This is a genomic window from Bacillus inaquosorum KCTC 13429 (genome assembly GCF_000332645.1).
GTDB lineage: Bacteria > Bacillota > Bacilli > Bacillales > Bacillaceae > Bacillus > Bacillus inaquosorum.
The window spans coordinates 209,640-235,329 of sequence record NZ_AMXN01000004.1; the positions used below are offsets into that span (position 1 = coordinate 209,640).

Genomic DNA, 25,690 nt, shown 5'->3' on the forward strand with positions numbered 1-25,690 from the left:
TGTATATTGTATCATCAAACATACCGCCTCTCCCACTATATTTCCAGATTAATAAGACACAGAATCCTCCGCTTCTGTTCCTGCTGGTTTGCCGATGATCGGACGGACAAAACGAATAACAGCAAGTGAAGCGAAGACAGCTAACCCTCCGGCAAGCAAAAATGCTCCAGAAAACGTGCCCGTCCGGTCAACAATAAAACCGGTTAAAGCCGGGCCGATAATTCCTGCCGTGTTGGCGAGGAAATGCATGAAGCCGCCTACAGAACCGACATTGTTTTGATCAACCACATCTTGAATGACAGCCCAATAGATAGCGCCTGTCAAATAGAGAAAGAACACTGACAAAGCGACAAGTGTGACAGCGCCCGCAGTAGTAGCCACAAGCCCTGCAAAACCAATCAGGACCGCCGATGAAAACAAACACGTGACAAGCACTACCTTGCGCGAGAACAGCACACCTTTTCGAGCTGTTTTTTTGTACACATAGTCAGAAACAAATCCTCCCGCTGCCAGGCCGATAAAGCCTAAAATCCATGGAATGACCGTAATGACGCTCATCGATTCAACACTTAATCCCCGCTCTTCGACAAGGTAGCTCGGAAACCACGTCAAAAAGAAGAAGAGAATGTAGTTGTAAGCGAAAAAAGCAAACGCCGTGAACAGGACGGTTTTTTGCTTCAGGTAAAAGGTGAGCGGAATTTTTTCCCCTGGAGACGTTTCTGCTTTGATTGCCGGTGCATCACCCATCGCCGCTGGCGGCTTTTCTTTGACAAACTTGAACCAGAGCACTGCCCATATTAATCCAATGATCATAATGAGAACGAAGGATACCTTCCAGCTGAACGCGACTGCGATCATGCCGACAATCGGGCCGGAAATGGCTCCCCCGAGCGGCGTTCCGCTGTTGGTCACACCGATAACGGACGCCCGCTGAGCCGGCGGGAACCAGTTATTCACCATCTTGTTGATGGTCGCCGAAAGCGGGCCTTCTCCCATTCCGAAGAGGATGCGTATAATCAGCAGGCTGACAAAACCAAAGGCAAGGGCGACTGCTCCGCTGAACAGCGACCAAACGACCATGGCGACAAACAAGGTCAGCTTTGCCCCGTAGCGGTCAGATGCCACGCCCCCAAGGAAGTTAAAAATGGCATAACCAATCGAAAAACTGCTGAAAATCAAGCCCATTTGCGTGGCAGACAATGTGAGATCATCCTGAATAAAAGGAGCTGCAATGGAAAGCGCCGAGCGATCCAGGTAATTAATCACCCCTGCCAGGAACAAAAAAAGGATAACGGAAAGCTTATCTTTTGAGAACATCTCAACCTCACCCCTATGTTGGTTCAGTTTCTGTTGCGCTGCTTTCGTTACACACCTGAATAAGCCATAAATCCTCCATCGACAGGAACGGTGATCCCGGTGACAAAACCGGAATAGGATTCATCCGCCAGCCAAAGAAGCGTGCCGAGCAAGTCCTCCGGTTTTCCAAAGCGCTTCATCGGTGTTCCCGCAATGATTTTGTGAGAACGGCCGGTTAAGGTTCCGTCTTGGTTAATCAGCAGATCATGATTTTGTTTTGTCAGAAAAAAGCCTGGGGCAATCGCATTCACCCGCAGTCCGGTTTCGGCAAAATGAACGGCCATCCACATCGTAAAATTATTGATCGATGCTTTGGCGGCACTGTATGCCGGAACCTTCGTCATGGGTGAATAAGCACTCATGGATGAAAGATTGATAATCGCCGGTGAATCGGCCTTCAGCAGCTCTTTTCCAAATACTTGAGAGGCCAGAAACGCACCGGTGAAGTTGGTGGAGAATACAGTTGAAAAGCCCCCCTCATCCATATCAAAAAAGGATTGGCCTTCTCCCGCTTCTTCATATGTCTCCACATCGGTTATCGCGTCAGGATGATTGCCGCCAGCTCCGTTAATTAACAGATCGATAGAACCGAACCGGTCGAGGATGTCGTCCTTTGCCTGCACCAGTGACATCCTGTCCAGCACATCCGCAGAAACAGAGCATGCTGTGCCGCCAGCCTCAGTAATCTCCTTCACGACCGCTTGGCCTTTTTCAGCCGTTCGATTCAATATCGCCACCTTCATGCCATGACGGGCAAGCTCCTGGGCCATTGCAGAACAAAGCACCCCGCTGCCGCCAGTGATGACAGCCGTTTTACCAGCCAAGTTCTCATGCACCGAAATCATACTTCCACCTCTTTTTTTGCCATTGCTTCATATGCGTCCCACAGTCCGTTCAAGTACATGATGCCAAGGGCCCGATCGTATAAGCCATAACCCGGCCGGCATTTCTCGCCCCAAAGATGGCGCCCGTGATCCGGTCTGACATATCCTTTGTAATCCTGCTTATGCAGTTCTTCCATCACGCCTTGAATGTTGATCGAACCGTCTTTCGTCAGATGAGATGTTTCAATAAAATCGCCATTCTCATAAATTTTCACATTGCGAATATGTGAAAATGGAGCAATGCCGGCATACGTTTTAGCAATCTCCACCATGTCGTTAGCGGGATTGGCTCCCATTGAACCTGTACAAAGGGTGATGCAATTAGACGGTGAATCTGATATCGCCCGCAGCTTCTTATAGCTTGCCTCCCCTGTGATAATGCGCGGCAGTCCGAAGATCGGCCATGGCGGGTCATCCGGATGAATGGCCATTTGAACACCGTGACGTTCTGCAACCGGAAGAATTTCCTGCAAAAAGAATGATAGATTGTCCCATAGCTGTTCTTCATCAACCGTTCTATAGGCTGCAAACAGCTCTTTGATCCGAGCTAATTTTTCGGGCTCCCATCCCGGCAGTGTCATGTCAGATGCTTGCTCCACCGTCCGAATCAGCTCTTGGGGCTCAAGGCTTTCCACCTTGGCCTTTTCAAAAAACAGAGCGGTTGATCCATCTTCCAGAGGACGGAACATATCCGTGCGTGTCCAGTCAAAAACCGGCATAAAATTGTAGCAGATGACTTTCACGCCGTATTCAGCAAGGTTGCGTATCGTTTGTTTGTAGTTTTCAATATACCGGCCGCGTTCTTCGTTTCCGAGTTTAATCGTTTCATGAACATTCACGCTTTCTACCACTTCAGCATGAAAACCATAGGATTGAATATATTCAGTCTCAGCTCTAATTTCTTCTTTTTCCCACACGTCGCCGACAGGTTTTTGATGGAGAGCCCAGACGATGCCTTTGACTCCGGGAATTTGCTTCACGTGTCCAAGTGTGACTGTATCGTTGCCTCGGCCATACCATCGGAATGTTATATTCATGTTTACACCTCCGGATTCAGTCGATTAATCAAACGTGATGACAGCTTTCCGTACTTGATCTGGATGCTCCTTGATAAACTGAAATGCGTGATGGACGTCATCTACTGAAAATGTATGGGTCACCAGCCCGTTATGCGCTAACCGTCCTTTATTCAAAAGCTCTACCACTTTTGGAAACTGATTGGTCTGCAATCTCGATCCGGTTATCGTGACTTCTTTTTTTGTAATCGGCAGCTGAGAAATCTGTGCCGCTCTTTCGTCAAATCCAAGCACAACCACATGTCCCGCCGGAGAAACGGCCTCAACTGAAAGCTCAAAAGTCGCCGGCAGGCAAACAGCATCAATGACCACATTGGCTCCTTCATTCCCAGTCCATTCCCGGACCCGCTCGGCAACATTTTCTGCTTGGGCATTCACGACAGCGTCGGCACCGTTTTCTTTCGCAAATGCCAGCCGCTCGTTGTTCAAGTCAGTCATCATGACGGCAGCGCCCGCCAGCTTTGCCATTTTTAACACACAGATCCCGATGGGCCCCGCTCCCTGGATCAGAACGGTATCTCCTTTTTCCACCTGGCCTCTCCACACTGCCTGTGCGCCTATCGTGTAAGGCTCGGCCATGACTGCCTCCTCCCAAGGCAAGTCCTTTGAGACCGCGTGAAGCTGCCTTTCCGGAAGCACAATATATTCCCGCATGCCGCCGTCCTCATGTACGCCAAACACAGAAAGCTTGGCGCAAACATTCGGGCGCCCTTTGCGGCAGGCGTAACATGTTCCGCAATAAGAAATCGGCTCAATCACAACGTGGTCACCGACTTTTAGGCTCTGCACATTCGCACCAACTTCCTCGACTTGTCCCGTTACCTCGTGTCCGATGACTCTCGGGAGGGTGGCGAGCGGATTCGTGCCATGATAAATGTGCATGTCTGAACCGCAAATCCCGACTCGCTTGACTTTTACGAGCACTTCATCATCCTTTGAAAGAACCGGCTTCTTCATCTCCGCTGTCACCAGATCATTCGCTTTTCGCACTTGAACCGCTTTCATTTTTCTCACCTGCTTTTTAAGAATTCATACACGCTCCGAGCGATTGATATTCCGTGTATCTTATTTCTTTCTTCATGCAGCTGCTCGATCTCGCCGGGCACATACACTCTCTCGACTCCAGCAGCCGGCGGTGACTGCTGCAGTTCATCGAGCATGGCATCCATCTGCCCTAAAAACGTATCCCGGTCGGTAAAAAAGGACGGATTGATCGCACAAACATAATGCCCCAGCTTTCTTTTTTGATCAAGGCCGCTGTACATTTTTGCTATATGAGGCCCAAAAGCCGCGCCCGCCAGCAATCCGGAAAACACATCAACGACAATTGAGAGTCCATAGCCTTTCGGGCCGCCGAATGTTGAAAGTGAAACGACCTTGTCAGGATCAGTTACTACTTCTCCGTTTTCATCGACTCCCCATCCTTCAGGAATGTCTTTGCCCTCTTCACGTGCTTGCAGAATCTTCCCAAAAGCGACTTTGGAGGTCGCCATATCCAGAATAAACGGTTTTTTATGCTTAGACGGGACACCGTAAGCAATTGGATTTGTCCCTAAAAAGGGAGTTCTCCCGCCAAACGGGACAACGATACTGTCCGTATGTGTCATTGCTATTCCGATCAGCTTTTCGTCAGCCGCTTTTTGCACAAAATAGCTTAGCGCTCCGCAATGGCTGCTGTTTACGGCCGTGACCATGCCGACACCGTTTTTCTTCGCCATGTCAATTGCACGGTCCATTGCCATATCACAAATCACGTGGCCGAAACCGTCATCACCATCGAGCACCCCGGACACGGGACCCGTTTCTTTAAAAACAGGATGTGCTTCGGGATTGATCCCTCCCGCCCTTAGCCTGTTCACATAGTGCTCTGTTCGCAGCACGCCATGTGAATGTACGCTGCGTAAATCAGCGTGCACGAGGACATCTGCTACTTTTTCAGCGTCTCGTTCATTCAAACCGGCACCGGTCAGCTTTTGCCGGACGAGTTCCTTTGCTTCTTCAGCCGGTATCGTTACCGTTTTCAATCAAGTGCCTCCTTCCTTTCTAGTTCTTTGGGCACCTCCTAGAGAAAACCCTTACATATACATATTATTTACAAATTATTTTAAATATTCTTTATATTATACTGTCAGCCCTTTTGATGAAGATCCTGAACGATCTGTGCATGCTGCTGGTCTGTGAGCTTATAAAGAAAACCGATAATGATCATCGCTAATGCCAAAGCAATGGCCGGATACAGAAGCAAAAGCGCTTTGATGCCGATCAGCGCCTTTGCTGTCTGGACTGCATTCGGCACATAGCCGATAAGCCCCAAACCGATGCCCGAGAGAAAACCGGACAATGACTGAGCAAGCTTTCTGGAGAAATTAAAAAGTGAATATGTCGTTGCTTCTTTCCGCTCACCGGATTTCCATTCGCCATAGTCAATAATATCGGAAACAAGCGCCCACGTGATGCCATTTGGGATACTGATTCCGATAAAGGCGATGCTGGCAAGAATCGTAAACACATAAACGTTTGATGGCAGCATAAAGTTGATCAGATCGGCGGCTACACTGATGCCGAAGCCGATCATTGCCGTTCGTTTCTTTCCAAACATCTTGACGAGCTTTGGCAGGAATACGACGCCCAAAAAGGAAGAACCGATAATAATAAAGTTCATATAAGCCATTAATTCAACATTGCCCAGATTATATTGTGCGAAATAGACTAGCATGGCGGATTTAATGTTGTATGCGGAAATTGAAAAAATCGTCATCAGGACAAGGGTTAACAGCGGTTTATTCGTGATAAATGTTTTGACGACAGAAGAGAGTGTTAATTTTTCTTTTGGCGCTTCTGATATGACAATGCGCTCTTTGCAGTTGCGGTAGCAAATATAAAACCAAAGCACACCGAGTGCGGCGAACAAGCCCATGACCACCGGGTAGCCGACCTTCGGATTATCAAACTTGACGAGCAGCGGCATCACGGCAACACTTGTGATAAACAAGGCTCCAAGTGATCCGATTTGGCGGAAAGTCGAAATGGAGGTCCGATCCTCAGAATTTTGTGTCATCGCTGCCCCTAATGAGCCGTACGGAATATTCACAAATGAATAACCGATGCCCCAAATCATGTAGGATGCATATGCATAAATCAGTTTTCCGGTCGTTGATACATTAGGAGACAGAAAAATAAGAACAGTAAGCACCGCAAGCACGATGCTGCCGATTAATAGATAAGGCCTGAATTTCCCCCGTTTGCCGATATTTTTGCGATAATCAATTGATGAGCCGACAATCGGATCTGTTATCGCCGCAAACAGCTTGCTGACTAAAAAAATGCCGCCGGCCATCGCAGCCGGGATTCCCGCTACATCAGTAAAATACTTCAATAAATAAATCTGGCCGAGATCAAACATAAAACCGTTGCCAAAATCACCAAAACCATAGGAAATTTTCTCTTTCAATGAAAGCCTTTTCTCCGTTTCGATCGACACAACCTTATTTGCCAGTTCAGTTCGCATCTTCCACCTCTGTGTCTTAAGAATTTTCGGGTAGTGGTCCGCTCAGGATGACACATGATTGTGATGCTGAGCGGACATTTGGTTACACGTTTGCTTTCTCTTCTTGAAATTGAAAGTAGTGTTTCGCATTGTCATAGCAAATTCCCTGAACAATGTTTCCCAAAAGCTCCATATCATACGGCACTTCGCCGTTTTCCACCCATTCCCCGATCAAATTGCAGACGATACGCCTGAAATATTCGTGGCGCGTATAGGATAGAAAGCTTCTGGAATCGGTGAGCATACCGATAAAGCGGCTGAAAAGCCCGACATTTGACAACGCTTTCATTTGATCCAGCATCCCGTCTTTTGTATCGTTAAACCACCAGGCTGTGCCGAATTGTATTTTTCCCGGGGTAACACCGTCCTGAAAACTGTTGATCATGCTGGCGATGACATAGTTATCGTTTGGATTAAGTGAATATAAAATCGTTTTCGGCAGATGGTTCTTCAACTCAACTGAGTTCAGCAGCTTGTATAAAGGCTTGGCAATTTCTTCATCATTCATAGAATCATAGCCTGTATCAGGTCCGAGCCTCTTCATCATTTTTGTATTCGTGTTTCTTAAAGCGTTGATATGAAACTGCATCGCCCAATCGAGCTCCGTATACAAACCGCAAAGAAACTGAAGCGTATACGTCTTAAATTTCTTCTCATCTTCATAAGAAACACCTGTTCCTTGTAATCTGTCAGAAAAAATCCGTCCCGCTTCCTCTTTTGTCGTTTCGGCAAATACCATCGAATCTATCGCGTGATCAGACACTCTGCCGCCGACTGAGTGGAAGAATCGCACCCGTTTTTCTAACGCCTTTAGAAACTCGTCATAAGTTGTGATCGAAATGGCTGCTGCATCTTCAAGTGCCTGCACCCAATGAGGAAAGCCTTCACGATTGATCTCAAGTCCCTTATCCGGCCGAAATCCGGGCAGCACGCTGACAGGAAAATCTTTCTCTTCTTTTAATAATAGATGGTATTCAAGAGAATCGACAGGGTCATCAGTTGTGCAAACGACCTTTACATTTGATTTCACGATCAAATCCCTTGCGCCGAAGCCTTCTCCTTGAAGCAGTTCATTCGCCCGTTCCCATATAGCCGGCGCGGATTGCTCATTCAAAATCTCATAAATTCCAAAAAAACGCTGCAGTTCTAAGTGAGTCCAATTGTAGAGCGGATTGCCGATCGCCATCGGCACGGTTTTCGCCCAAGCCATAAATTTCTCTTCATCAGTCGCATCGCCTGTAATGTATGTCTCTTCAATCCCATTGGCTCTCATGATGCGCCATTTGTAATGATCTCCATACAGCCAGGCTTCCGTGATGTTTTGAAATGTCTTATTTTCATAGATTTCTTTCGGACTTAAGTGGCAGTGGTAATCAATAATCGGCATACCTTTCGCATAATTGTGATAGAGGATGACAGCGGTTTCATTTTTCAACAAAAAATTTTCGCCCATAAAGGGTTCCATGTCCTCACCGTCTTTCATTCTATTTCAAAATGTTAACGTTAACATTTTGATTTGGTTTTATTTTACCTTTATATTCCTCTGGGATCAATCTCTTTTTTTGAAAATGAAATGTTAACGTTAGCAAACAAACGAAAAAAAGACATTGCCGGAAAGCATCCCGAAAGGAACGCTTTTGGCAATGTCCGAGTCCAAAAAAGGATTAGTAAGCTAAGCTGAAAAGTCCTTTGATGTGTGTTAAGTAGCGTACGTTACTTGCTTCTTTCATCAAGGAAGCAGGAAGACCTTTAAGCGGTGTAGAATTTGCACCAATAATGGCAACCGCGTCTTTGCGTCCAAGACTTGCAAGTGTACCAGAGTTTACTGGCTTGAATGTTTCAAGCGTTTTGCCTTCTAAGTAAGCGAATAGGTTGTAACCGATCAGCTCACCCATTTGCCATGCGATTTGTGCAGTTGGCGGATATGGACGGCCGTCCGGAGCGAAGTAAACTGCGCTGTCACCGGCAACGAATACATCTTCATGAGATGTAGATTGCAGGAAGTCATTTACTGTCGCACGTCCGCGGTTCACTTCAAGACCTGATTCACCGACTAATGGGTTACCTTGAACGCCGCCAGTCCAAACAAATGTGTTGGCAACAACTTTTGATCCGTCTTTCAGATCAATTACGTTTCCTTCTACATTTGTAACAGGAAGACCTGTTAAGAACTCAACGCCACGTTTTTCAAGGCTTGCAGTCGCACGTTCGATAAGATCATCCGGAAGAACAGGAAGGATTTTCGGACCTGCTTCAACCAGTTTCAATTTGATTTCTTTATGGTCTACGCCGTATTTTTTCGCAAGGTTCGGCATGATGTCAGCAAGCTCACCGACAAGCTCAACACCTGTTAAGCCGCCTCCGCCGATAAGGATTGTTGCATCTGCTTCGTTTTTCGTTTGAGAGTACTCGCGCACACGATCTTCAACATGTTGGAAGACTTTGTTCGCATCAGCAGCAGATTTCAATACCATGCTGTTTTCTTCAAGACCTGGGATGCCGAAGTAAGCTGTTACTGAACCAAGACCTACAACAAGCGCATCGTAAGATAATGTAGAACCGTCAGCAAGCGCAACTTCTTTTTTATCAACAGAGAAAGAGCTTACTTCCGCGATTTTAAGGTCAATGTCTTTGCCTTTGAAAAGTTTTTCTAGTGGCATTGCAACCGCTTTTTCAGACACGTTGCCTGCTGCAAGACGGTGTAATTCCGTAATGATTTGGTGAGTTGGGTATTTGTTTACCACTGTCACGCGTGCTTGTTCTTTTGTGTAATGTTTGCGAACTGTTAGAGCAGAAAGAACTCCGCCATAACCAGCGCCTAGAATGACAATATGTTTTGACATCGTATATCCTCCGTCCTTTATATCAATTTGAATCTGAGATTATTTTTGGTTTTCGCGTTCGTTCATGACTTCAAGGTAGCTGTTAGCAAAACGGAACAGCTTTTGAGCTTGAGGATCTTTCAGCATACGCAACAGGCCGAAAAGACCAATAGTTTCGTTGCTTGCATCCGCGCGGTCTTTCGCTTCGATTGCAGTCGCAGCTACTTCTTTCGCTGTTTCTTTTACAGGCTCAAGAATTTCAGTGATCGCACCGACTGTGTCGCTTTTTAACACTTCGTCAGTTGCTACAGATTGAGCGAAATCATAAGACTTCGTTAAAATATTCACTAACTCAGTCAGCTTTGGAAGCTGGTCAACTAAAACGGTCAGTGATTCTTGAACTTCTGGCTTTAACAGCTGATCAATAAGATCTTGCTGGCTTTGGCTGACAGACGCATTTGTTTGATCGATTGTTTCTGGCATATCCAATTCTCCTTTACTATAAGCAGTTTGCAGATTTTTTTGGAAAGGGTAGTGCCTCTCCCTGGTCTCATGCTTGAAGGCATAAGAATAAGGATTGTGAATTCATGCACAATCATTTACAAAAATAAATGTTTACTACCCAGTTTTTCATCTTGCCATATTCAGTATTATTTTTATCTCAAAAATAAACAATTGAATAAGTCAAAAATCCTTTACTCTCTCTGAAAATAGCAAACACAAAAAACTCCAATTCGATTACCTTCTATATGATAACACTTTTTGAACAAAATTTGAACGTGAATTGCTTCGATTATGAAATTAATTTATTTGGAGCCCGTGTCATAACATTTCTCCGGCACTAGTTATTGACAATCCATCAATTTCTCCCCTTCACTTTACCCATATATCCAAAAGAGGAGCCCTTTTTCCTGTGATCGGGTCATTCGCCGGCAATGAGACCTGCTTGATCTGTTTCACCGCTTCCTCCCGTTCATTCGGCTCTCCCGTCTTCATATCATACTGAACGCCTCCCGGATAAGCGCCAATGACGGTAAAATCGGAGCTTGCGCTTAACTTTTTATGGCCGACTCCGGCTGGAATCACGACTGCGTCGCCGGATTTGAAAGGAATGGCAGCCCCTTTTTCTCCCCCAAACTGAATCACAGCCTCTCCCCGAACTGCAATCAGCACTTCATGCGTATTGCTGTGATAATGATGGTATGGAAAAACACTCCCTGACCAGCTGTTTGACCAGCCATGCCGGTTGACGATCAGCTCTGCCTGACCGGTGTCCCTGAACACGTTTTGATACACAACGAGCGGAAAATCAGGGTGATTCGGAATCCTGCCGTCATCCTGAAAGAAGTACGTCTGTATCTTTGCTTCCATCAATGTCACCTCCTATTTTCTGTCTTCCACACATAGCGGTTTGCAAAACATGATGTTTTTCTCACGATACCATTGATCTGAATAATACCGAATAGTATAGTATAAAAAATAATGCCAAAATGAGGGATATCATGAAAGCAATCATTATCGGAATATTAGCCTCACTCTTTTTCGCCGTTACCTTTATTTTAAACAGAGCGATGGAGTTATCCGGAGGCAGCTGGCTTTGGAGCTCTTCGCTGCGCTTTATTTTTATGGTGCCGTTTTTATGTTTGATTGTCATTATGAGAGGGGCATTCGCTCCTCTCTTACAAGAGATGCGAAAAAAGCCGTTCTTTTGGATCAAATGGAGCTTTGTCGGCTTCGTGCTTTTTTACGCGCCGATCACATTTGCGGCTGCATACGGTCCCGGGTGGCTTGTAGCCGGAACTTGGCAAATTACCATTGTAGCCGGTGTGCTCTTATCTCCTTTGTTCTATGTCCAAAAAGACATGCCGGGCGGGCCGCAGCTCGTTCGGCAAAAGATTCCCCTTGTATCACTTGGCACTTCCGCGATCATCTTGATCGGAGCGGCGCTGATTCAGCTTCAGCATGCAGAATCGCTTTCCAGGAAGATGCTGCTTTTCAGTGTGCTGCCGGTTGTTATTGCGGCTTTTGCCTATCCGTTAGGAAACCGGAGAATGCTCGAAGAATACGGAGGCCGGCTTGATACATTTCAGCGTGTGCTGGGAATGACCTTGGCAAGCCTTCCGTTCTGGCTTATAGTAGCAGCGTACGGCTGGTGGTCAGATGGCCTTCCGACAGCGGGACAAACTGTTCAATCCTTTATCGTTGCCGTCAGCTCAGGCATCATTGCGACCGTTTTATTTTTCTGGGCCACTGATATGGTAAGAGACAATCCGCAAAAACTCGCAGCCGTTGAAGCAACTCAATCAGGTGAAGTGATTTTCGCGCTGCTTGGTGAAATTGTTCTGCTGTCAGGCGTGTTCCCATCTCTTTTATCATTTGCCGGTTTATTCATTATTATTGCGGGGATGGTGTTACATACCTTCGCTTCACAGCCGAGAAAACCGAAAAAGAAAACACAGTCAAATCTGACCGCGTAGCATCTGCCGGAGAATGGGTGAAAGCCTGTTCTCCTTTATTTTTGCTACCAAAAGCCATCTGTTTCACGTTATATTTAAATATAGGTTCAGCCTACTTATACTGAAAGGTGATTAATGTAATGGAAGCAAACGATCAAACACAAAACATACCAGCCATCTCCTTCAAATCAGTCAGAAAAAGCTATGAACAAGATGGACAAACTTATGATGTATTGCAAGACATCACCGGAGACATTCAACAGGGCGCAATCGTGGCCGTTTTAGGCCCTTCCGGATCAGGCAAAAGCACCCTCCTTTCCATGTGCAATTTAATGAGAACGCCTGACAACGGCGAAGTAAAAATATACGGAAAGGAAGTCAGGGAATGGAATGTCAATAAGCTGAGGCGAACGGCAGCACTCGCGTTTCAATCGGCTCCCGTCCTCGATGGGACAGTGCGTGACAATCTAGGTCTGGTCCAAAGGCTGCATCAATCCCAGCTGTACTCCCCTGAAGAGCTTGCTTCTCTAACAGGACTGTCATCAGATCTGTTAGACAGAAGCGCCAAGGATTTATCGGGCGGACAGCGTCAAAGACTGTCACTAGCCAGAACACTCGCAAATCCTTCCTCTATTCTATTGTTGGACGAAATTACGTCGGCCCTGGACCCGGTTTCTGCTCTTGAGGTTGAAGAGCTGATCAAAAAGCAGCATCAAGAGAAAAAGCTGACGGTCATGTGGGTGACTCATAATATGGAGCAGGCAAAACGAGTAGCCGATACCATTTGGTTTATGGCGGATGGCCGGCTGCTGGAAATCGCAGAAACTGAAACATTTTTCTCTAATCCGCAGCATGAAACAGCCAAAGAGTTTTTGAAGGGAGGTACCCGGTAATGGATTACCTTTCCCTCTCTTTAACGATGATCTTTGTTTTGATCGCCTTGTTTTTATCAAAATCATTTAAAGCCGGCGTAGAAAAAGACATGATCATTGCCACCATCCGGGCCGCGGTACAGCTGCTTATCATCGGTTATGTACTGTCGCTGATTTTCCGCGGAGACCATCCTGTTTTTATCCTTCTGATGGTGCTGTTAATGCTGGCAGTGGCAGCGCAAAATGTCATCAAACGAAAGAAAAATACAATCTGTTCGTTTTGGAGGGTGTTCGCGGCGTTAGCAATTGTAGAAATTGTGACACAGGGAATTCTCTTGTCTCTTCATATCATCCCGCTTACGGCCCGATATGTCATTCCGATCAGCGGAATGGTCATCGGAAATTCGATGGTGCTCGCAAGTTTGTTTTTAAACCGGCTCAGCTCTGAAGTCGGCGTGCGTAAAGAAGAAATTCAGTTAATATTGTCTCTTGGAGGCACACCGAAGCAATCTATACAGCGTATTCTTACTTCTGCGATGAAAATGAGTATGATCCCAACTCTAGAAAGCCAGAAAACACTTGGTCTTGTCCAGCTTCCTGGCATGATGACAGGCCAGATTCTAGCCGGTGCGGACCCGATTCAGGCGGTACGCTTTCAGCTCTTAATCGTATTTACAACGATGGCGTCAGCCGCGCTGACATGTGTGATCTTAAGCGTGCTGACATACCCGTCATTATTCACAGCGCAGCAGCAGCTGAAGCAGAATGGATGACAGACAAAAGCCGCTTTCCCTTGGAGAGCGGCTTTTTGTACGGGTTATTCCTTTTCTTCATAATACTTAGACAGCTCAACAATCATCGCACCCATCCGCTCAATCTCCGGAGCAAGCAGTCTCGTAATGCCTTCTTCCCGCAGTGCTTCAGCAGTCACTTTTCCGACAGCCGCAGCAATGGCGCGCTCTTCGAATACGGTCTTCACTTCATCGATATAGCCGCGCTCCTTGGCAAACTCAAACAGAGTACGAACCTGAATTGCCGTTGTAAAACAAACGGCATCGATCTCACCATTTATCAGCTCTCGGCATAACCGCTCCACCGTTTCCTCCTCTGGCGGGATGTGCTGGTAAGGCAGAATCGGCAGGACAGTTGCGCCCTTTTCTTCAAGAAATGCCATGAGGGCCGGTGCTTTTTCTCCATGAAGCTGCACCATGACTGTTTTTCCTGAAAAGTCGTGAGGCTCCAAGGACCGGATTAAGCCTCTTGTTGTCCCGTCTTCATCCGAAGCTTCAGGTGTGATCCCTAGCTTTTTCAGCGCAGCCAGCGTTTTGTATCCCCGGCATGCCGCTTTCGCCTGGCGAATCGCCTGCAGAAACTCGTCTTTCAGACCGATTTTCTCTGCCATATCGACAAGAGTCTCCGTGCCAATGCCTGTCGTGAAAATAACCCAGTCAGCTTTTCTCTCCGCAAACGTCCGCAAATCCGGCTCTACCTGCTTCTCTGCCAAGTAAACCGTTCCTTGGAGAGGCCGGATGACAGGGGTTCCGCCCTGTTTTTCAATGATCGTGCTGATTTCTTCCGTTTTTCGGGAGCCCCCGATCGCCACACGTTTTCCTTGTAATCCTTTTCCCATACCCGTTTTCTCTCCTCTTTGCATAGGCTTTTTATGTATACAAGCTTAATAAAGCTATTGTGGCGCATACAAAGGGAGAAATCAAGATAAATCCAAACCTCTACTATCCATTGAATACGCCGGAAGCTTACTGTAATATAAACAGCAGACACGTTTGCTAACGGAGGATCGACATGGAAACAAAAGAAGAATATGAAACAAAAGGCTACGATACATCGATCGTTTACGAATTCAATGAATATCCGGACGTCCGCAGCGGGCGCTGTGACAATTGTGATTACACACTGTTCAAAAGCTCTGTTAAAGGCGGAAAATTTCTTAGAGAATGCCGGAGATGTGGGATGAAAAAAAATATTTAATCAAAAAAAACCGAAATCAATCTTGATTTCGGTTTTTTTGACTTATTGCGGTACAGCGGATTTTTTCATAAACGCTTCAATCGCAGCAGCCGCACGCTCCGCTCCGCCTGCTTCTTTTACATCCTTTTGCATATTCTTGACGCGGCTGAGCACCTCCTGATCACCTGCTACCGCCTGCACCGCTTCTTGCAGTCTGGAAACCGTCACTTCTTCTTTCGGCAAATAAACGCCGAGCCCTAAATCATCGACACGCTTCGCGGTGAGCTCCTGCTCATACATTTGCGGAATAACGACAAGCGGCACACCTGCATTCATCGCCTCCATCGTACTATTCATCCCGCCATGAGAAATAAACAAATCAGCTCTCTCCAATACCTCAAGCTGCGGCACGCTTTGGCGAATGGTAAAGTGAGCAGGGATATCACCCAGGCTTTCAGGATCAATCGATTTCCCGACCGACATGATCACTTGCCATGAAGAATCTCTAAATGCCTCGATGCACATCTTGTAAAATTCCGGCCATGCGTTAAACGCCGTTCCCAAGGAAATCAGCATAAGCGGGCGATCATCCTTTTCAATCAACAGGCTTTCTTGTTCCGTTCGTTTTCCAAGGGATGGGCCGACAAAACAGAAACGGTCATCAAACGTCTCATGCTGAATCTGAAAGGACTTCGGCATAAAGACAATATTTAATGCTTCCGGCACAGCTAATTGTTCAAATGAAACAGCCGGCAATTGCTCTTGCTCCAAGTAGGCTTGAAATTCAGCCTCTGCTTCTCTTATTTTTTTCAGCATGTCTTCACTTCCGAGCTGAAAGGATTCATTTTGGGCATATGATGAACAGAGCTTGATAACCGGCACATTTAGCTTGTCAGCAAACAATTTTCCCGCCAGGGCGATAAAATCATAGATAACCAGATCAGGCTGATCATCCTTATATAAACCCTCAAGCTGCGGCAGAATGCTGAGTGATTCTTTCAAAAGACTGAGCGTCGTCTCATTCTTTTCCATCATCTCCCTGATTTGCTTAGGATCAATATTCAAGGAAGTATGATAGATCAATGCTTCTGCACCTGCTTGCTGAACAGCAGGCGCGAACTCCTCAGTCGTCGCATACGTAACACGGTGCCCTTTCTCACAAAGCTTCTCTACTAATGCAAGCGTAGGATTGACATGCCCGTACGCAGGAATATTGATAATCGAAATATGGTGCTTTTTCATAAATCTCCAGTCTCCTTTTTATTAAATTTTGACACGGAAGCTCTTTAATCCGTATATCACGCTGTTTTCAATCGGAGTGATACTGACGCATTCCATATGAGAGAAAGCAGAAATCAAAGATGTTAACGCGATATTTGCTTCAAGACGGGCAAGCGGTGCCCCAAGACAAAAATGGATGCCGTGGCCAAACGCGATATGCGGATTGGGATGGCGGTGGATATCAAACATGTGCGGCCTGTCAAACTTCGCTTCATCACGATTTGCTGATGCCACAAAAGCCAGAACCATATCTCCTTCTTTAATCAGGTGCCCCCCGATCTCCGTATCCCGTTTGGCAATGCGCCTCAAAACCGGGGCAGGCGCCCTGAAACGCAGAGCCTCCTCGACTGCCTGAGGAATCAGTTCAGGATGGCTGCGCAGTTCAGCGTATATATTCCGGCGTTTCTAATATGCTGTACATCGCATTTGAGATCAGGTTTGTGGTGGTTTCATTTCCGGCCACCAGCAGCAGCGTGCAAAACGGAATCAGCTCTTCTCCGGACAGCTTTTCGCCTGTTTCTTCAGCTTTTACTAAAATTGAAATGATGTCCTGTGCCGGTTTGTTTCGCTTTTCTTCTATGATGCCGGCAAAAAATGCGGCCAGTTCTTCCTCGCACTTGTTTCGTTCTTCCAAAAAGGCTTTTTCAGCTTCTTCACTTTTATCCTTCGGTGTGCTGACCAGAAGATCAGACCATGCTTTAAACTGATCCATATGCTCCGAAGGCACTCCCAGCAGCTCAGTTATCACGATAACCGGAAGCGGGTATGAAAAATCGTGAACAAGGTCAAACTCACTTCGCCCTTGAAATTTTTGAATCAGTTCATCTGTGATTTCCTGAATTCTCGGTTCCCATTGCTTCATCACACGCGGTGTGAAGGCTTTATTCACTACAGAACGGATTTGCGTATGCCTTGGCGGGTCCATATTAATGATGGAATTCCCGATAGAGCTTGACTGCTGCGGCATATAACTGGAAAATACCTCTTTATCCCCAATGACTTTTTTGACATCATCATAAAGAAAAACGCTCCACACTTGGTTTTCTTCATCAAAGGAAACAGGCGCATCCTTTCTCATCGATTCGTACCACGGAAACGGATGATACGCATCCTGTTTGTTTTTTCCATTGAGCAACGCTCGCTGTAAGGCTTGCCGTCGGTTTAACACATTCACGTATTGTCACTCCCCTTGAAAGAATTCAGCAATTGACGTTCTTCTTCACCTCCCGCTTTCGAAAAAGAGAGGGACAATCAAGTATAGACAGATTGATAACAGCAGGCAGGCGATCATGATGCCCGATGCAGGCATCATATATTCCCCCTCGAATTTTGTTCATCTTACCATAATCTTTCAATTTTTTTCTATTCAGCACTGCCGCTTTGGCTCACAACGTGACCTTAGACATAAGCATGTAAATTCACTATGCATTCAATTGCACACACTCCGACAGTAAACACCCCCTATTCTCAACCAATAGCACTAACCCCAAAAATGACTTTCCCATTATATAAACCAAGCTGATTCTATGATTAAATAGAAGGTAAAAGGTGAAGGAGAGAACAACATGGCAGCACAGACCAATTTCAAAAAACAAGTTGTCGGCATCCTACTTTCACTTGCATTTGTATTGTTTGTGTTCTCTTTTTCTGAGAGACATGAAAAACCGCTTGTCGAGGGAAAAAAGCAGGAAAACTGGCATACTGTCGTTGACAAAGCCTCTGTCGAGATTTACGGCAGCCGATTAGTTGAAGAAAACAAATTAAAGCAAAAACTCGGCCATAAACAAGCCGATTCTATTTTGACTCTTCTGAAACTCTCCAGTGAAAAACATATTGCGCTATAAAAAAAGAAAGAGCCTACCTGGCTCTTTCTTTTTTTAGTCAAATATCGTTTTCTTGTCCGGATGGCGCAAAAGTCAAATAGCATGCTGAGCTGTGAAGGTGTGTTTCGTTTTGGAGAAAGCGGCGGGAGCCTGTCTTCCGGAAAAAAAGCGGCGTGATTCGTCTCAATTCCTATTTCCCCCTGATCGCCTGTTATGCTGCATTCAATGAATATCTTATAGTAATGATACGGCTGAGGCGGATGAGGATGCTTATGGCTGTCCAGCACGGCCAACAATCGAGACGGTTCTGTATCGTACCCCGACTCTTCTTTGATTTCCTTGATCACGTTTTCTGCCGGTGATAAACCAATCTCGCAAAACCCGCCCGGCAGCGACCACAGCTCATCGTGCTTCTCCCGGACAAGCAAAATCTGATTCTCTCGAAATACTGCTCCGCGAACATCCGCTTTCGGTGTCGGATAGCCTTTCTCGCCCTTCCATAAATCAGTGATGACTTCAATTTCCGTCTGCGAGTAATCCGCCATCATCTCTACGCTGAGCTTCATCAGCTCTTCGTATCTTTCCCTGTCATATACATCCTTGGAAAAAGCAAGCCCTGCCTTTGCGATCGCCTGAATCCGCTGTGCCCGTTTCAGCCATTTGGTTTGCATAATTGATCACCTCACCCCCATTTTATACTATCAATCTCTTTTAAAATAAAAAAAGCATGCTCCGATTTTCCGGTGACATGCTCAAAAGATACCTTAATTCAGTTTTACGAAATATGTAATATCCTCTGTTTCAAAATTTAAAAATGATGGATTATATGACAGATTAAGGTTTTTTTCTCCTTTTGGAATCACGAAACTAACTGTGCCTGTTACCTTTTTACCCGAGGCTAACTTCCCTGATTTAAGGCTTGTTTTCAGGTCAGCTGTAGATACTATGTTTGCTCTGATCGATTGATCTTTGCCGTCTTTCAATTCAAAACCGCCACTCGTATAATTGAAAGACTTGTCGCTTGTATTTTCGATCGTTACCTCAGCTATTAAAAATTCTTCATTATTATTTATTGTTTTTTCTTTCTCGCCAATTTTTGTCTTATACTCGCCTTGTTCTGCCGTCGTATATACTTTATTGACCGAGAAATTTGTGCTGGAAGCTTTAAAAGTTTCGCCTACTTTATGCACCTTTTCATCCGTTTTGGTTTCTTTTTCCTCTGTTTTCTTTTCCGTTGCTGTTGCTTCTTTCTTTTCTGTCTTTTGCTCAGCTGACGCATCACTGGACTGGCTGCACGCAGAAAGCGCAAATCCAATCGTTAGCACAAACAAAATGAATAATGCTTTTTTCATTGTTGTTCCTCCATCTAAAGTAATCGTTTTCTATTATAATCACGCTTTTCCTTATCTTAACAGGGAACAAAGTAACAAATTACTCTATCATATCCATTCATAGTATAGGTCAGCCAATGACATAGAGATTTATCCTTTACTGGAAAAAATACTGGACAGGCCGGTGATGGCATATCATTTTCCAAAACAAAAACTTCTTTGTCTTGTTTCTATTTTAGATATTTCCTCCTGGTTCCTAAGACTCATTTCACACAAAAACCCGAGCTGGCAGCAGCCGGCTCGGGCAGGTAATCAATCTCGCTTATTCATTTCCCTTTTCTCTCTGGGCTCCTGATGATGTTTTTGGTGCTCCGGAGGCTGCGTCGTGCGTTCCAGCTCCTTTGTATCTTGTCCCATTCCTTTCAAAAAGGAGAAGAGCAGCGTAACTGCTTTGTTGATTTCCGGGTCTTTGAGCGAACGGAGGATATCAAAATAACCTGTTTTCTCTTCGCTGTTCTTCTGTTTCACCGCGTTTGCCACACCCGCATTCACTTTCAAAATGAGAGGCTCCAGCTGTTTTACGTCCAGCATGCCGAGCGTTCCAAACAGAAGAAGCAGATTTTTCAGCGTATTGGCCGTTTCCTCTGTATCTGCCTTTTTCACTAGGATATCAAGGACTTTATCTCCTTGGCCAAAAAGGCCGCGGAGCAATGGAAGGACGCCGCGCTCGTTCATGTGGCCGAGCATTTGCATCGTTTCAAGAATGGCTTCCTTATTTTCGACTAATGCATCTTCAATTTCTTTCATATCACGCTTTCGCTGATCCTCTTCGGTTACCTCGATTTTTTGAATTCGTTTAATCGCTTTAGCCATTATGTCCGATCCCCCTTTTCACTGCGTCGCCAGGAAAAATATAATCCTTCCGCGCCCATTTCTTTTGTACCTGCACACCGATTTGCGGCTGCGGATTGCCGTTGCGGTGATTGATGTTAGGAAGCGGATTGGTTCCGTCGTGTTTCAAAATTTCCATTTTGGCTGATGTTTCTTTGTATGCAGGCGTATCGGTATCCTTATCGGCATGGCTGCCTGTTAACAGGTTGATCGCCGCTTCCCCTGAATCGTTCATTGGCAGGTATACTTCCTTCCCTTTGACACGATCCGTTATCAGGCACTTCACTTTGACATTTCCGAAAGGCGATGTGAGTCTGACAAGGGTTCCGTCCTGAATTCCCCGTTCCGCCGCAAGCTCAGGAGAAATTTCTAAGAACACTTCCGGTGTTTTCTTCGAAATGCCTTTTGATTTGTAGGTCAGGTTTCCTTCGTGAAAATGCTCCAAGAGCCGCCCATTGTTGACATGGATATCATATTCCTCACCGAATTCTTCAGGTTCTGTCCACTGAACAGGATAGAGAATGGCTTTGCCGTCCGGGAAAGGAAAGCGCTCTGTAAAGAGTAAAGGCGAATCTTTTCCATCAGCGTTTACAGGCCATTGAAGGGAATTGTAGCCTTCAAGGCGTTCATAGGTGACGCCGGCATAAATCGGCGACAGCATGGCTGCTTCCTCCATAATGTCTCCAGGGTGCCCATAGTGCCAGTCAGCGCCAAGCTTATTGGCAACCTCCATAATAATCTGCCAGTCAGGCTTTGATTCGCCCAGCGGTTCAAACACCTGATACAGCCGCTGAATACGGCGTTCTGTATTAGTAAAGGTGCCCTCTTTTTCAAGGCTCGGGCTCGCAGGAAGAACAACATCAGCAAACTCGGCTGTACGTGAAAGGAAAATGTCCTGCACCACAAAGAAATCAAGCTTTTCATATGCGGCGTGTACATGATTGATGTTGGAATCAACCAGGCTCATTTCTTCACCTTTTACATACATCGCTTTCAGCTGGCCGGAATGGATTTTTTCGATCATTTCGTGGTTGGTCATGCCCGGCTCCTTCGGCAGCGGCACACCCCACGCCCGCTCGTATTTTTGGCGGACTTGTTCGTCCGTTACTTTTTCATAGCCCGGCAGTCTGTCAGGCATGCTTCCGAAGTCACTTGCTCCCTGCACGTTGTTATGGCCGCGCAATGGGTAAGAACCTGCTCCCGGTTTCCCGTAGTTTCCTGTCACAAGCAGCAGATTAGAGATTGCGGTGCTCGTGTCACTTCCGCCAATATGCTGTGTCACACCCATTGCCCACAATGCGCACACACTGTCAGCCTGGCCAATCATCTCCGCCATTTGGATAAGCGTTTCTTGATCAATTCCGGTTTTCTCCTCGGCATATTCAAGGGTATATGGTGCCAGGCTTCTTACATATTCATCCCGTCCGTTCACTTTTTCCCGCAAAAAGCGTTCATCGTCCTTGCCGTTTTCAATTAAATATTTGGCGATGGCATTCAGCCAGACGATATCTGATCCGGCACGCGGCTGAATAAATAAATCAGAGCGCTCTGCCATTTCGTGTTTTCTGATATCCGCTACGATTACTTTCTGCCCTCTCAGCTTATGAGCCCGTTTAATGCGAGTGGACAAGACCGGATGTGACTCTGACGTGTTCGAACCGATAATCAACACAAGATCCGCTTGCGCGATATCTGTAATTGACCCTGAGTCACCGCCATAGCCGACCGTCCGGAACAGGCCGGCAGTTGCAGGAGATTGGCAATAGCGCGAGCAGTTGTCCACATTATTTGTGCCGATGATCCCTCTGGCCAGCTTTTGCATGAGATAGGATTCTTCATTTGTACATTTAGAAGATGTAATAAAAGCGAGTGAATCCGGGCCAAACTCTTCTTTTAAATCCGTGAACTTGCTGGCGATCAGCGATAACGCTTCCTCCCACTCCGCTTCACGGAAACGGTCGCCTTCGCGGATCAGCGGCTTTGTCAGGCGTTCCTCGCTGTTCACGAAATCCCAGCCGAACTTCCCTTTTACACAGGTAGAAATGCCGTTGGCTGGCGCTTCCTCCTGCGGCTCGACTTTCAGAATGTCTCTGCCCTTTGTCCAGACATCAAAGCTGCACCCTACACCGCAATAGGTGCAGACGGTTTTCGTTTTCTTGATTCGTTCATCACGCATGGCGGATTCCATATCAGAAATGGCGAGAATCGAGCCGTAACCTGTCTCTACGCCTTTTGTAATCTCGATCATCGGACGGAGCGTTTCGTTATCAATGCCTGTTAAATATCCGGCTTCCCTTTCCATTCCTTTTTCCATCATCGCGTTACACGGACAGACAGTTGAACAGTGGCCGCATGATACACACGACGACTCATTGATCGGCACATCATTATCCCAAATGACGCGCGGGCGCTTCCGTTCCCAATCAATGGTCAGTGTTTCAGTTACCTGAACGTCCTGGCACGCTTCGACACACCGTCCGCACAAAATACATTGATCCGGATCGTACCGGTAAAACGGATGAGATTCATCCTTATGGTAAGGCTTCTGATCAAACGGGATGCTTTGGTGATTGATTTTCATTTCCTTCACCGTATTATGTATTTCGCATCCCCCGTTGTTGTAATCGCAAACTGTACAATAAAGCTCATGATTATATAAAATCTTGTCCATCCCGATGACCTGCGCTTTTTTCACATCAGGCGAAAGCGTATCAATGACGTCCCCATCCTTTAATTCAGCTGAGCACGATCTTTTCAGCTCACCATTGATGCTGACGATGCACGTATCGCATGTTTCAATCGGCCCTAAGCTTGGATGATAGCAAACTTGCGGCACTTCAATTGAACTGTTATTCAAAAGCTGCAGCACCGTCTGTTCCTCGGACGCCTCCATTTCAACGCCGTTTATTGTGATGTTTTTCTTGTCAGCCATCTCCATTCCCCTTTCTTGCTTGTATATACCGAATTACCCATTTCAGTTCCCCTACAAGGACTCAGCAAAACATACAAAGCGCACCCACATGTTTTATTGCATAAACACCGGGAAACGAGATGGTAGATGATAAAGGAGGGATCGACATGAAAAAAACAATGTCTGTTCTAACCGCGGCAGCCGTACTGACAGGCACACTTTCCGGCTTGGGAGCGGCGTCCTTTTCAACACCGGCAAAGGGCGTAACTCAAACAAACACGCTCTCTGAAAACACAAACCAATCAGCCGCCGAGCTTGTCAAAAATCTCTACAGCACCGCCTACACAGGAGAAATGCCTCAGCAGGTGCAAGGCCTTACCGTTAACAAAAGCACGAAAGGCGATGTCCACGCTGCACTAGGGGAACCGGAACGACCATCTGGAGGAGACAATCGGTTTGATTTATATCACTGGAATATGGGCCAGCCGGGCTACGGATTTTCCTATCATAAAGACATGACGATTTCAGAAATCCGCTACTTTGGGACCGGGGTCGAACGGCAGCTGAATTTAGGCGGGGTTACGCCGGAAGTGCTGCAAAATGAAATAGGCCCCGCGAATCGAGTATTAACCGTCCCGTTTACTGATGAAATCGATTATGTATATGACACAGGCCGATATGAACTCCATTTTGTAATAGGCACGGACCAGACCGCTGACCATGTAAACCTAAAAGCAAAATAAAACCATCATGCGGCTGCTCGGCCGCTTTTTTATTGGACAAATAAAAGATATATTCCTTACAATACATGGGAGATCAATTGGAGACGGGGTATCAATTTTCAATGAAGCGAAATCGATGGATATATGCAGCTTTCACCTTACTGATCATCGGGCTGGGGCTGGGATCAAGAGCATTCTCCAGTGTTCTTCCTGATGCCGTCAATCCTTATCTCGGAGACTCGCTGTGGGCCGCCATGATCTTTACGGGATGCGGGTTTCTATTTCAAAAACTGAAGACAATGATGACGGGCATTATCAGTCTTATTTTCTGTTTTATCATTGAAATCAGCCAGCTGTATCACGCCGAATGGATCGATCGGATCAGAGACACTTCTCTTGGCGGTCTTGTTCTGGGATACGGATTTTTATGGAGCGATATCGGAGCGTATACAGTCGGAATTACCGCCTGTGCCGCCATAGAACTGCTGGTTCTGGAAATCAAAAAGCGCCGCAATATGTGACGCTTTTTTCATTTGGAAAACAGCCCGCACTGTGAAAGAATGATCTCCGCATCCAGGAGTGTGGCCTCGTTTATCGTGACTTGCTGTTGATCCATAAATGACTGAACGGCATGATAGCCAACCGCATAACCCGCAAAAGCCGATAAACCAGCAGGCTCAAAGCCCTGCTCTTTAGCAATTGGATCACCAAACATATAACGGCTCACTTCTGAAAAACCTTTCACATCCAGCACCTCATTGATCACTTCAATGGAATACTGCAAATCTTCTTGATCAAAACGTGTTACCCAAGGACCCAATTGCTCCACGCCAAACAGCTCTCTGGCAAATGACTCAGCCAATCCTTCAATCACGAGATAATCCCCGACACTCACAGAGCCGTGATGAAAATCAACATACGAAAACCGCAAATTATGATGAAACTCATGAGCAATGATAGAGGGGAGCCTCGGCAGGTTATAATTGTTCGGATCAATCCATACATGAATAAAGCCAGGTATCCCGCCAAACCCGCAGTAGCCTTTTTGCAGCTGAAGCTTATTAGGATCAGCGATATAAAGGCCGAATTTGATCTCGCCGGCATTCACCCGCAACTGCTTGCGCTCAGCAAAACGGATACATTGCCGAAGCGCAGTTTCAGCTGTCTCTGCAGCATGTGATTCTTTCAGTATTTGCAATGCTTTCTGCCCGGTTTCAGCATCACGGATATCCAAATAACCAAGCATTTTCACAGCCATCATTACATCATAGCCGTTTGGCTCCTTTGCTTTCAGCAGAACTTGGATGGCGCCCCACATCTTTTCAAACGGTCTCATCATCGTATACCGAAATTCATCCTCTCTTTTCGGTTCATCCATTGAAAACAGCTTTTCGTATTGCTCAATGGTCTTTTCCATTACAAGATTCATCCTGATTCCCTCCTTGTCAAAAACATACGATATGCCGCAGCGTAAGGGTCAACAGCGAAAATTAAGCCATTTTTCACTGTAAAATGATACAAAGCCGCCGATAGGTAAGGCATAGGAGGTGGAACGATGGATATTCCTGCTTTATCAGTTGCGATGCATCAAGCATCCCTTGCCCAAAATGTTGATGTCGCTTTAACGAAAAAAGTGATGGACACCGCCAAGCAAAATGCCGATCAAACCTTAAAGATGATTCAGCATCCGACGCTCGGACAAACCATTGATGTAAAAGCTTAATATCTCACCAAAGGCGGCCAAGAACTC

At 46.1% G+C, this 25,690-nt stretch carries 24 protein-coding genes and 2 pseudogenes; 8 read left to right on the plus strand and 18 right to left on the minus strand.

The window, feature by feature from the left end:
* Nucleotides 1–48 precede the first annotated feature (48 nt).
* From BSI_RS09585 to BSI_RS09540, 10 genes are all read right to left on the minus strand, one after another.
* Nucleotides 49–1,317 carry an MFS transporter gene (locus BSI_RS09585; protein WP_003239151.1) on the minus strand — a complete coding sequence of 423 codons (1,269 nt, stop codon included), beginning with the start codon at nt 1,315–1,317 and terminating at the stop codon, nt 49–51.
* Between the two features lie 47 nt (nt 1,318–1,364).
* The gene (locus BSI_RS09580; protein ID WP_003239153.1) at nt 1,365–2,201 is read right to left on the minus strand and encodes an SDR family oxidoreductase; all 837 of its coding nucleotides are present in this window, start codon (nt 2,199–2,201) and stop codon (nt 1,365–1,367) included.
* Nucleotides 2,198–3,277: a mannonate dehydratase gene (gene uxuA, locus BSI_RS09575; protein WP_003239155.1), complete on the minus strand. Its 1,080-nt coding sequence runs from the start codon at nt 3,275–3,277 to the stop codon at nt 2,198–2,200. The genes BSI_RS09580 and uxuA overlap by 4 nt, the downstream gene beginning before the upstream one ends.
* 24 nt (nt 3,278–3,301) lie before the next feature.
* Nucleotides 3,302–4,321 carry a zinc-binding alcohol dehydrogenase family protein gene (locus BSI_RS09570; RefSeq protein WP_003239157.1) on the minus strand — a complete coding sequence of 340 codons (1,020 nt, stop codon included), beginning with the start codon at nt 4,319–4,321 and terminating at the stop codon, nt 3,302–3,304.
* 5 nt (nt 4,322–4,326) lie between these two features.
* Nucleotides 4,327–5,340, minus strand: coding sequence for an ureidoglycolate dehydrogenase (gene allD / locus BSI_RS09565; protein ID WP_003239160.1), 1,014 nt, complete (start codon nt 5,338–5,340; stop codon nt 4,327–4,329).
* A gap of 104 nt (nt 5,341–5,444) precedes the next feature.
* Complete coding sequence (locus tag BSI_RS09560) at nt 5,445–6,824, minus strand: MFS transporter (protein ID WP_003239163.1); 1,380 nt, start codon at nt 6,822–6,824, stop codon at nt 5,445–5,447.
* An 82-nt stretch (nt 6,825–6,906) separates the two neighbouring features.
* Complete coding sequence (uxaC, locus tag BSI_RS09555) at nt 6,907–8,328, minus strand: glucuronate isomerase (protein WP_032732124.1); 1,422 nt, start codon at nt 8,326–8,328, stop codon at nt 6,907–6,909.
* Between the two features lie 199 nt (nt 8,329–8,527).
* Complete coding sequence (locus tag BSI_RS09550) at nt 8,528–9,706, minus strand: NAD(P)/FAD-dependent oxidoreductase (RefSeq protein ID WP_003239165.1); 1,179 nt, start codon at nt 9,704–9,706, stop codon at nt 8,528–8,530.
* A gap of 39 nt (nt 9,707–9,745) precedes the next feature.
* Nucleotides 9,746–10,168 carry a DUF1641 domain-containing protein gene (locus tag BSI_RS09545; RefSeq protein ID WP_003239166.1) on the minus strand — a complete coding sequence of 141 codons (423 nt, stop codon included), beginning with the start codon at nt 10,166–10,168 and terminating at the stop codon, nt 9,746–9,748.
* Nucleotides 10,169–10,558: 390 nt separating this feature from the next.
* Complete coding sequence (locus BSI_RS09540) at nt 10,559–11,056, minus strand: cupin domain-containing protein (protein ID WP_003239167.1); 498 nt, start codon at nt 11,054–11,056, stop codon at nt 10,559–10,561.
* A 131-nt stretch (nt 11,057–11,187) separates the two neighbouring features.
* On the opposite strand from BSI_RS09540, the gene BSI_RS09535 reads away from it, so the two are divergent.
* The 3 genes from BSI_RS09535 to BSI_RS09525 all read left to right on the plus strand — a co-directional run bounded on the left by BSI_RS09535 (nt 11,188) and on the right by BSI_RS09525 (nt 13,786).
* Nucleotides 11,188–12,162: a DMT family transporter gene (locus BSI_RS09535; protein ID WP_003239168.1), complete on the plus strand. Its 975-nt coding sequence runs from the start codon at nt 11,188–11,190 to the stop codon at nt 12,160–12,162.
* Between the two features lie 119 nt (nt 12,163–12,281).
* Nucleotides 12,282–13,034, plus strand: a complete 753-nt coding sequence (locus tag BSI_RS09530; RefSeq protein ID WP_003239169.1) for an ABC transporter ATP-binding protein — start codon at nt 12,282–12,284, stop codon at nt 13,032–13,034.
* On the plus strand, nt 13,034–13,786 hold the full coding sequence (locus tag BSI_RS09525; protein ID WP_003239170.1) for an ABC transporter permease: 753 nt from the start codon (nt 13,034–13,036) through the stop codon (nt 13,784–13,786). The genes BSI_RS09530 and BSI_RS09525 overlap by 1 nt, the downstream gene beginning before the upstream one ends.
* A 44-nt stretch (nt 13,787–13,830) precedes the next feature.
* Here the strand turns inward: BSI_RS09525 and BSI_RS09520 are convergent, their stop codons facing one another.
* A complete protein-coding gene (locus BSI_RS09520) occupies nt 13,831–14,643 on the minus strand; it encodes a uroporphyrinogen-III synthase (RefSeq protein ID WP_003239172.1) in 813 nt (270 codons plus the stop codon).
* Between the two features lie 173 nt (nt 14,644–14,816).
* Between BSI_RS09520 and BSI_RS09515 the strand changes: the two genes are divergently transcribed.
* Complete coding sequence (locus BSI_RS09515) at nt 14,817–15,002, plus strand: DUF8096 family protein (RefSeq protein WP_003239174.1); 186 nt, start codon at nt 14,817–14,819, stop codon at nt 15,000–15,002.
* Between the two features lie 42 nt (nt 15,003–15,044).
* Here the strand turns inward: BSI_RS09515 and BSI_RS09510 are convergent, their stop codons facing one another.
* A complete protein-coding gene (locus BSI_RS09510) occupies nt 15,045–16,223 on the minus strand; it encodes a glycosyltransferase (protein WP_003239176.1) in 1,179 nt (392 codons plus the stop codon).
* A 21-nt stretch (nt 16,224–16,244) separates the two neighbouring features.
* A pseudogene (yjiB, locus tag BSI_RS0121230) lies at nt 16,245–17,436 on the minus strand (monooxygenase YjiB).
* Between the two features lie 391 nt (nt 17,437–17,827).
* Here yjiB and BSI_RS0121235 point away from each other — a divergent pair.
* Nucleotides 17,828–18,106 (plus strand): hypothetical protein, encoded by a 279-nt coding sequence (locus tag BSI_RS0121235; RefSeq protein WP_019258109.1) that lies wholly within the window; start codon nt 17,828–17,830, stop codon nt 18,104–18,106.
* A gap of 33 nt (nt 18,107–18,139) precedes the next feature.
* Here BSI_RS0121235 and BSI_RS09505 read toward each other — a convergent pair.
* The 4 genes and pseudogenes from BSI_RS09505 to fdhF all read right to left on the minus strand — a co-directional run bounded on the left by BSI_RS09505 (nt 18,140) and on the right by fdhF (nt 23,239).
* Nucleotides 18,140–18,756 (minus strand): annotated as a pseudogene (locus BSI_RS09505) (NUDIX hydrolase).
* A gap of 93 nt (nt 18,757–18,849) precedes the next feature.
* Nucleotides 18,850–19,437 carry a DUF4352 domain-containing protein gene (locus tag BSI_RS09500; RefSeq protein WP_003239183.1) on the minus strand — a complete coding sequence of 196 codons (588 nt, stop codon included), beginning with the start codon at nt 19,435–19,437 and terminating at the stop codon, nt 18,850–18,852.
* A 291-nt stretch (nt 19,438–19,728) separates the two neighbouring features.
* On the minus strand, nt 19,729–20,289 hold the full coding sequence (locus tag BSI_RS09495) for a helical membrane plugin domain-containing protein (protein WP_003239184.1): 561 nt from the start codon (nt 20,287–20,289) through the stop codon (nt 19,729–19,731).
* Nucleotides 20,282–23,239: a formate dehydrogenase subunit alpha gene (gene fdhF / locus BSI_RS09490; protein ID WP_003239185.1), complete on the minus strand. Its 2,958-nt coding sequence runs from the start codon at nt 23,237–23,239 to the stop codon at nt 20,282–20,284. Before fdhF ends, BSI_RS09495 begins: the two co-directional genes overlap by 8 nt.
* Before the next feature lie 146 nt (nt 23,240–23,385).
* Here fdhF and BSI_RS09485 point away from each other — a divergent pair, with 146 nt between their 5' ends.
* Complete coding sequence (locus BSI_RS09485; protein ID WP_003239186.1) at nt 23,386–23,961, plus strand: YjgB family protein; 576 nt, start codon at nt 23,386–23,388, stop codon at nt 23,959–23,961.
* A gap of 101 nt (nt 23,962–24,062) precedes the next feature.
* Entirely contained in the window at nt 24,063–24,461 is a 399-nt protein-coding gene (locus BSI_RS09480; protein WP_032732175.1) for a ribosomal maturation YjgA family protein, read from the plus strand.
* A gap of 8 nt (nt 24,462–24,469) precedes the next feature.
* Here BSI_RS09480 and BSI_RS09475 read toward each other — a convergent pair whose 3' ends face one another.
* Nucleotides 24,470–25,369 carry a DUF2268 domain-containing putative Zn-dependent protease gene (locus BSI_RS09475; RefSeq protein WP_003239188.1) on the minus strand — a complete coding sequence of 300 codons (900 nt, stop codon included), beginning with the start codon at nt 25,367–25,369 and terminating at the stop codon, nt 24,470–24,472.
* Nucleotides 25,370–25,495: 126 nt separating this feature from the next.
* Here BSI_RS09475 and BSI_RS09465 point away from each other — a divergent pair, with 126 nt between their 5' ends.
* Nucleotides 25,496–25,663, plus strand: coding sequence for a YjfB family protein (locus BSI_RS09465; protein WP_003239190.1), 168 nt, complete (start codon nt 25,496–25,498; stop codon nt 25,661–25,663).
* Nucleotides 25,664–25,690: the final 27 nt, after the last annotated feature.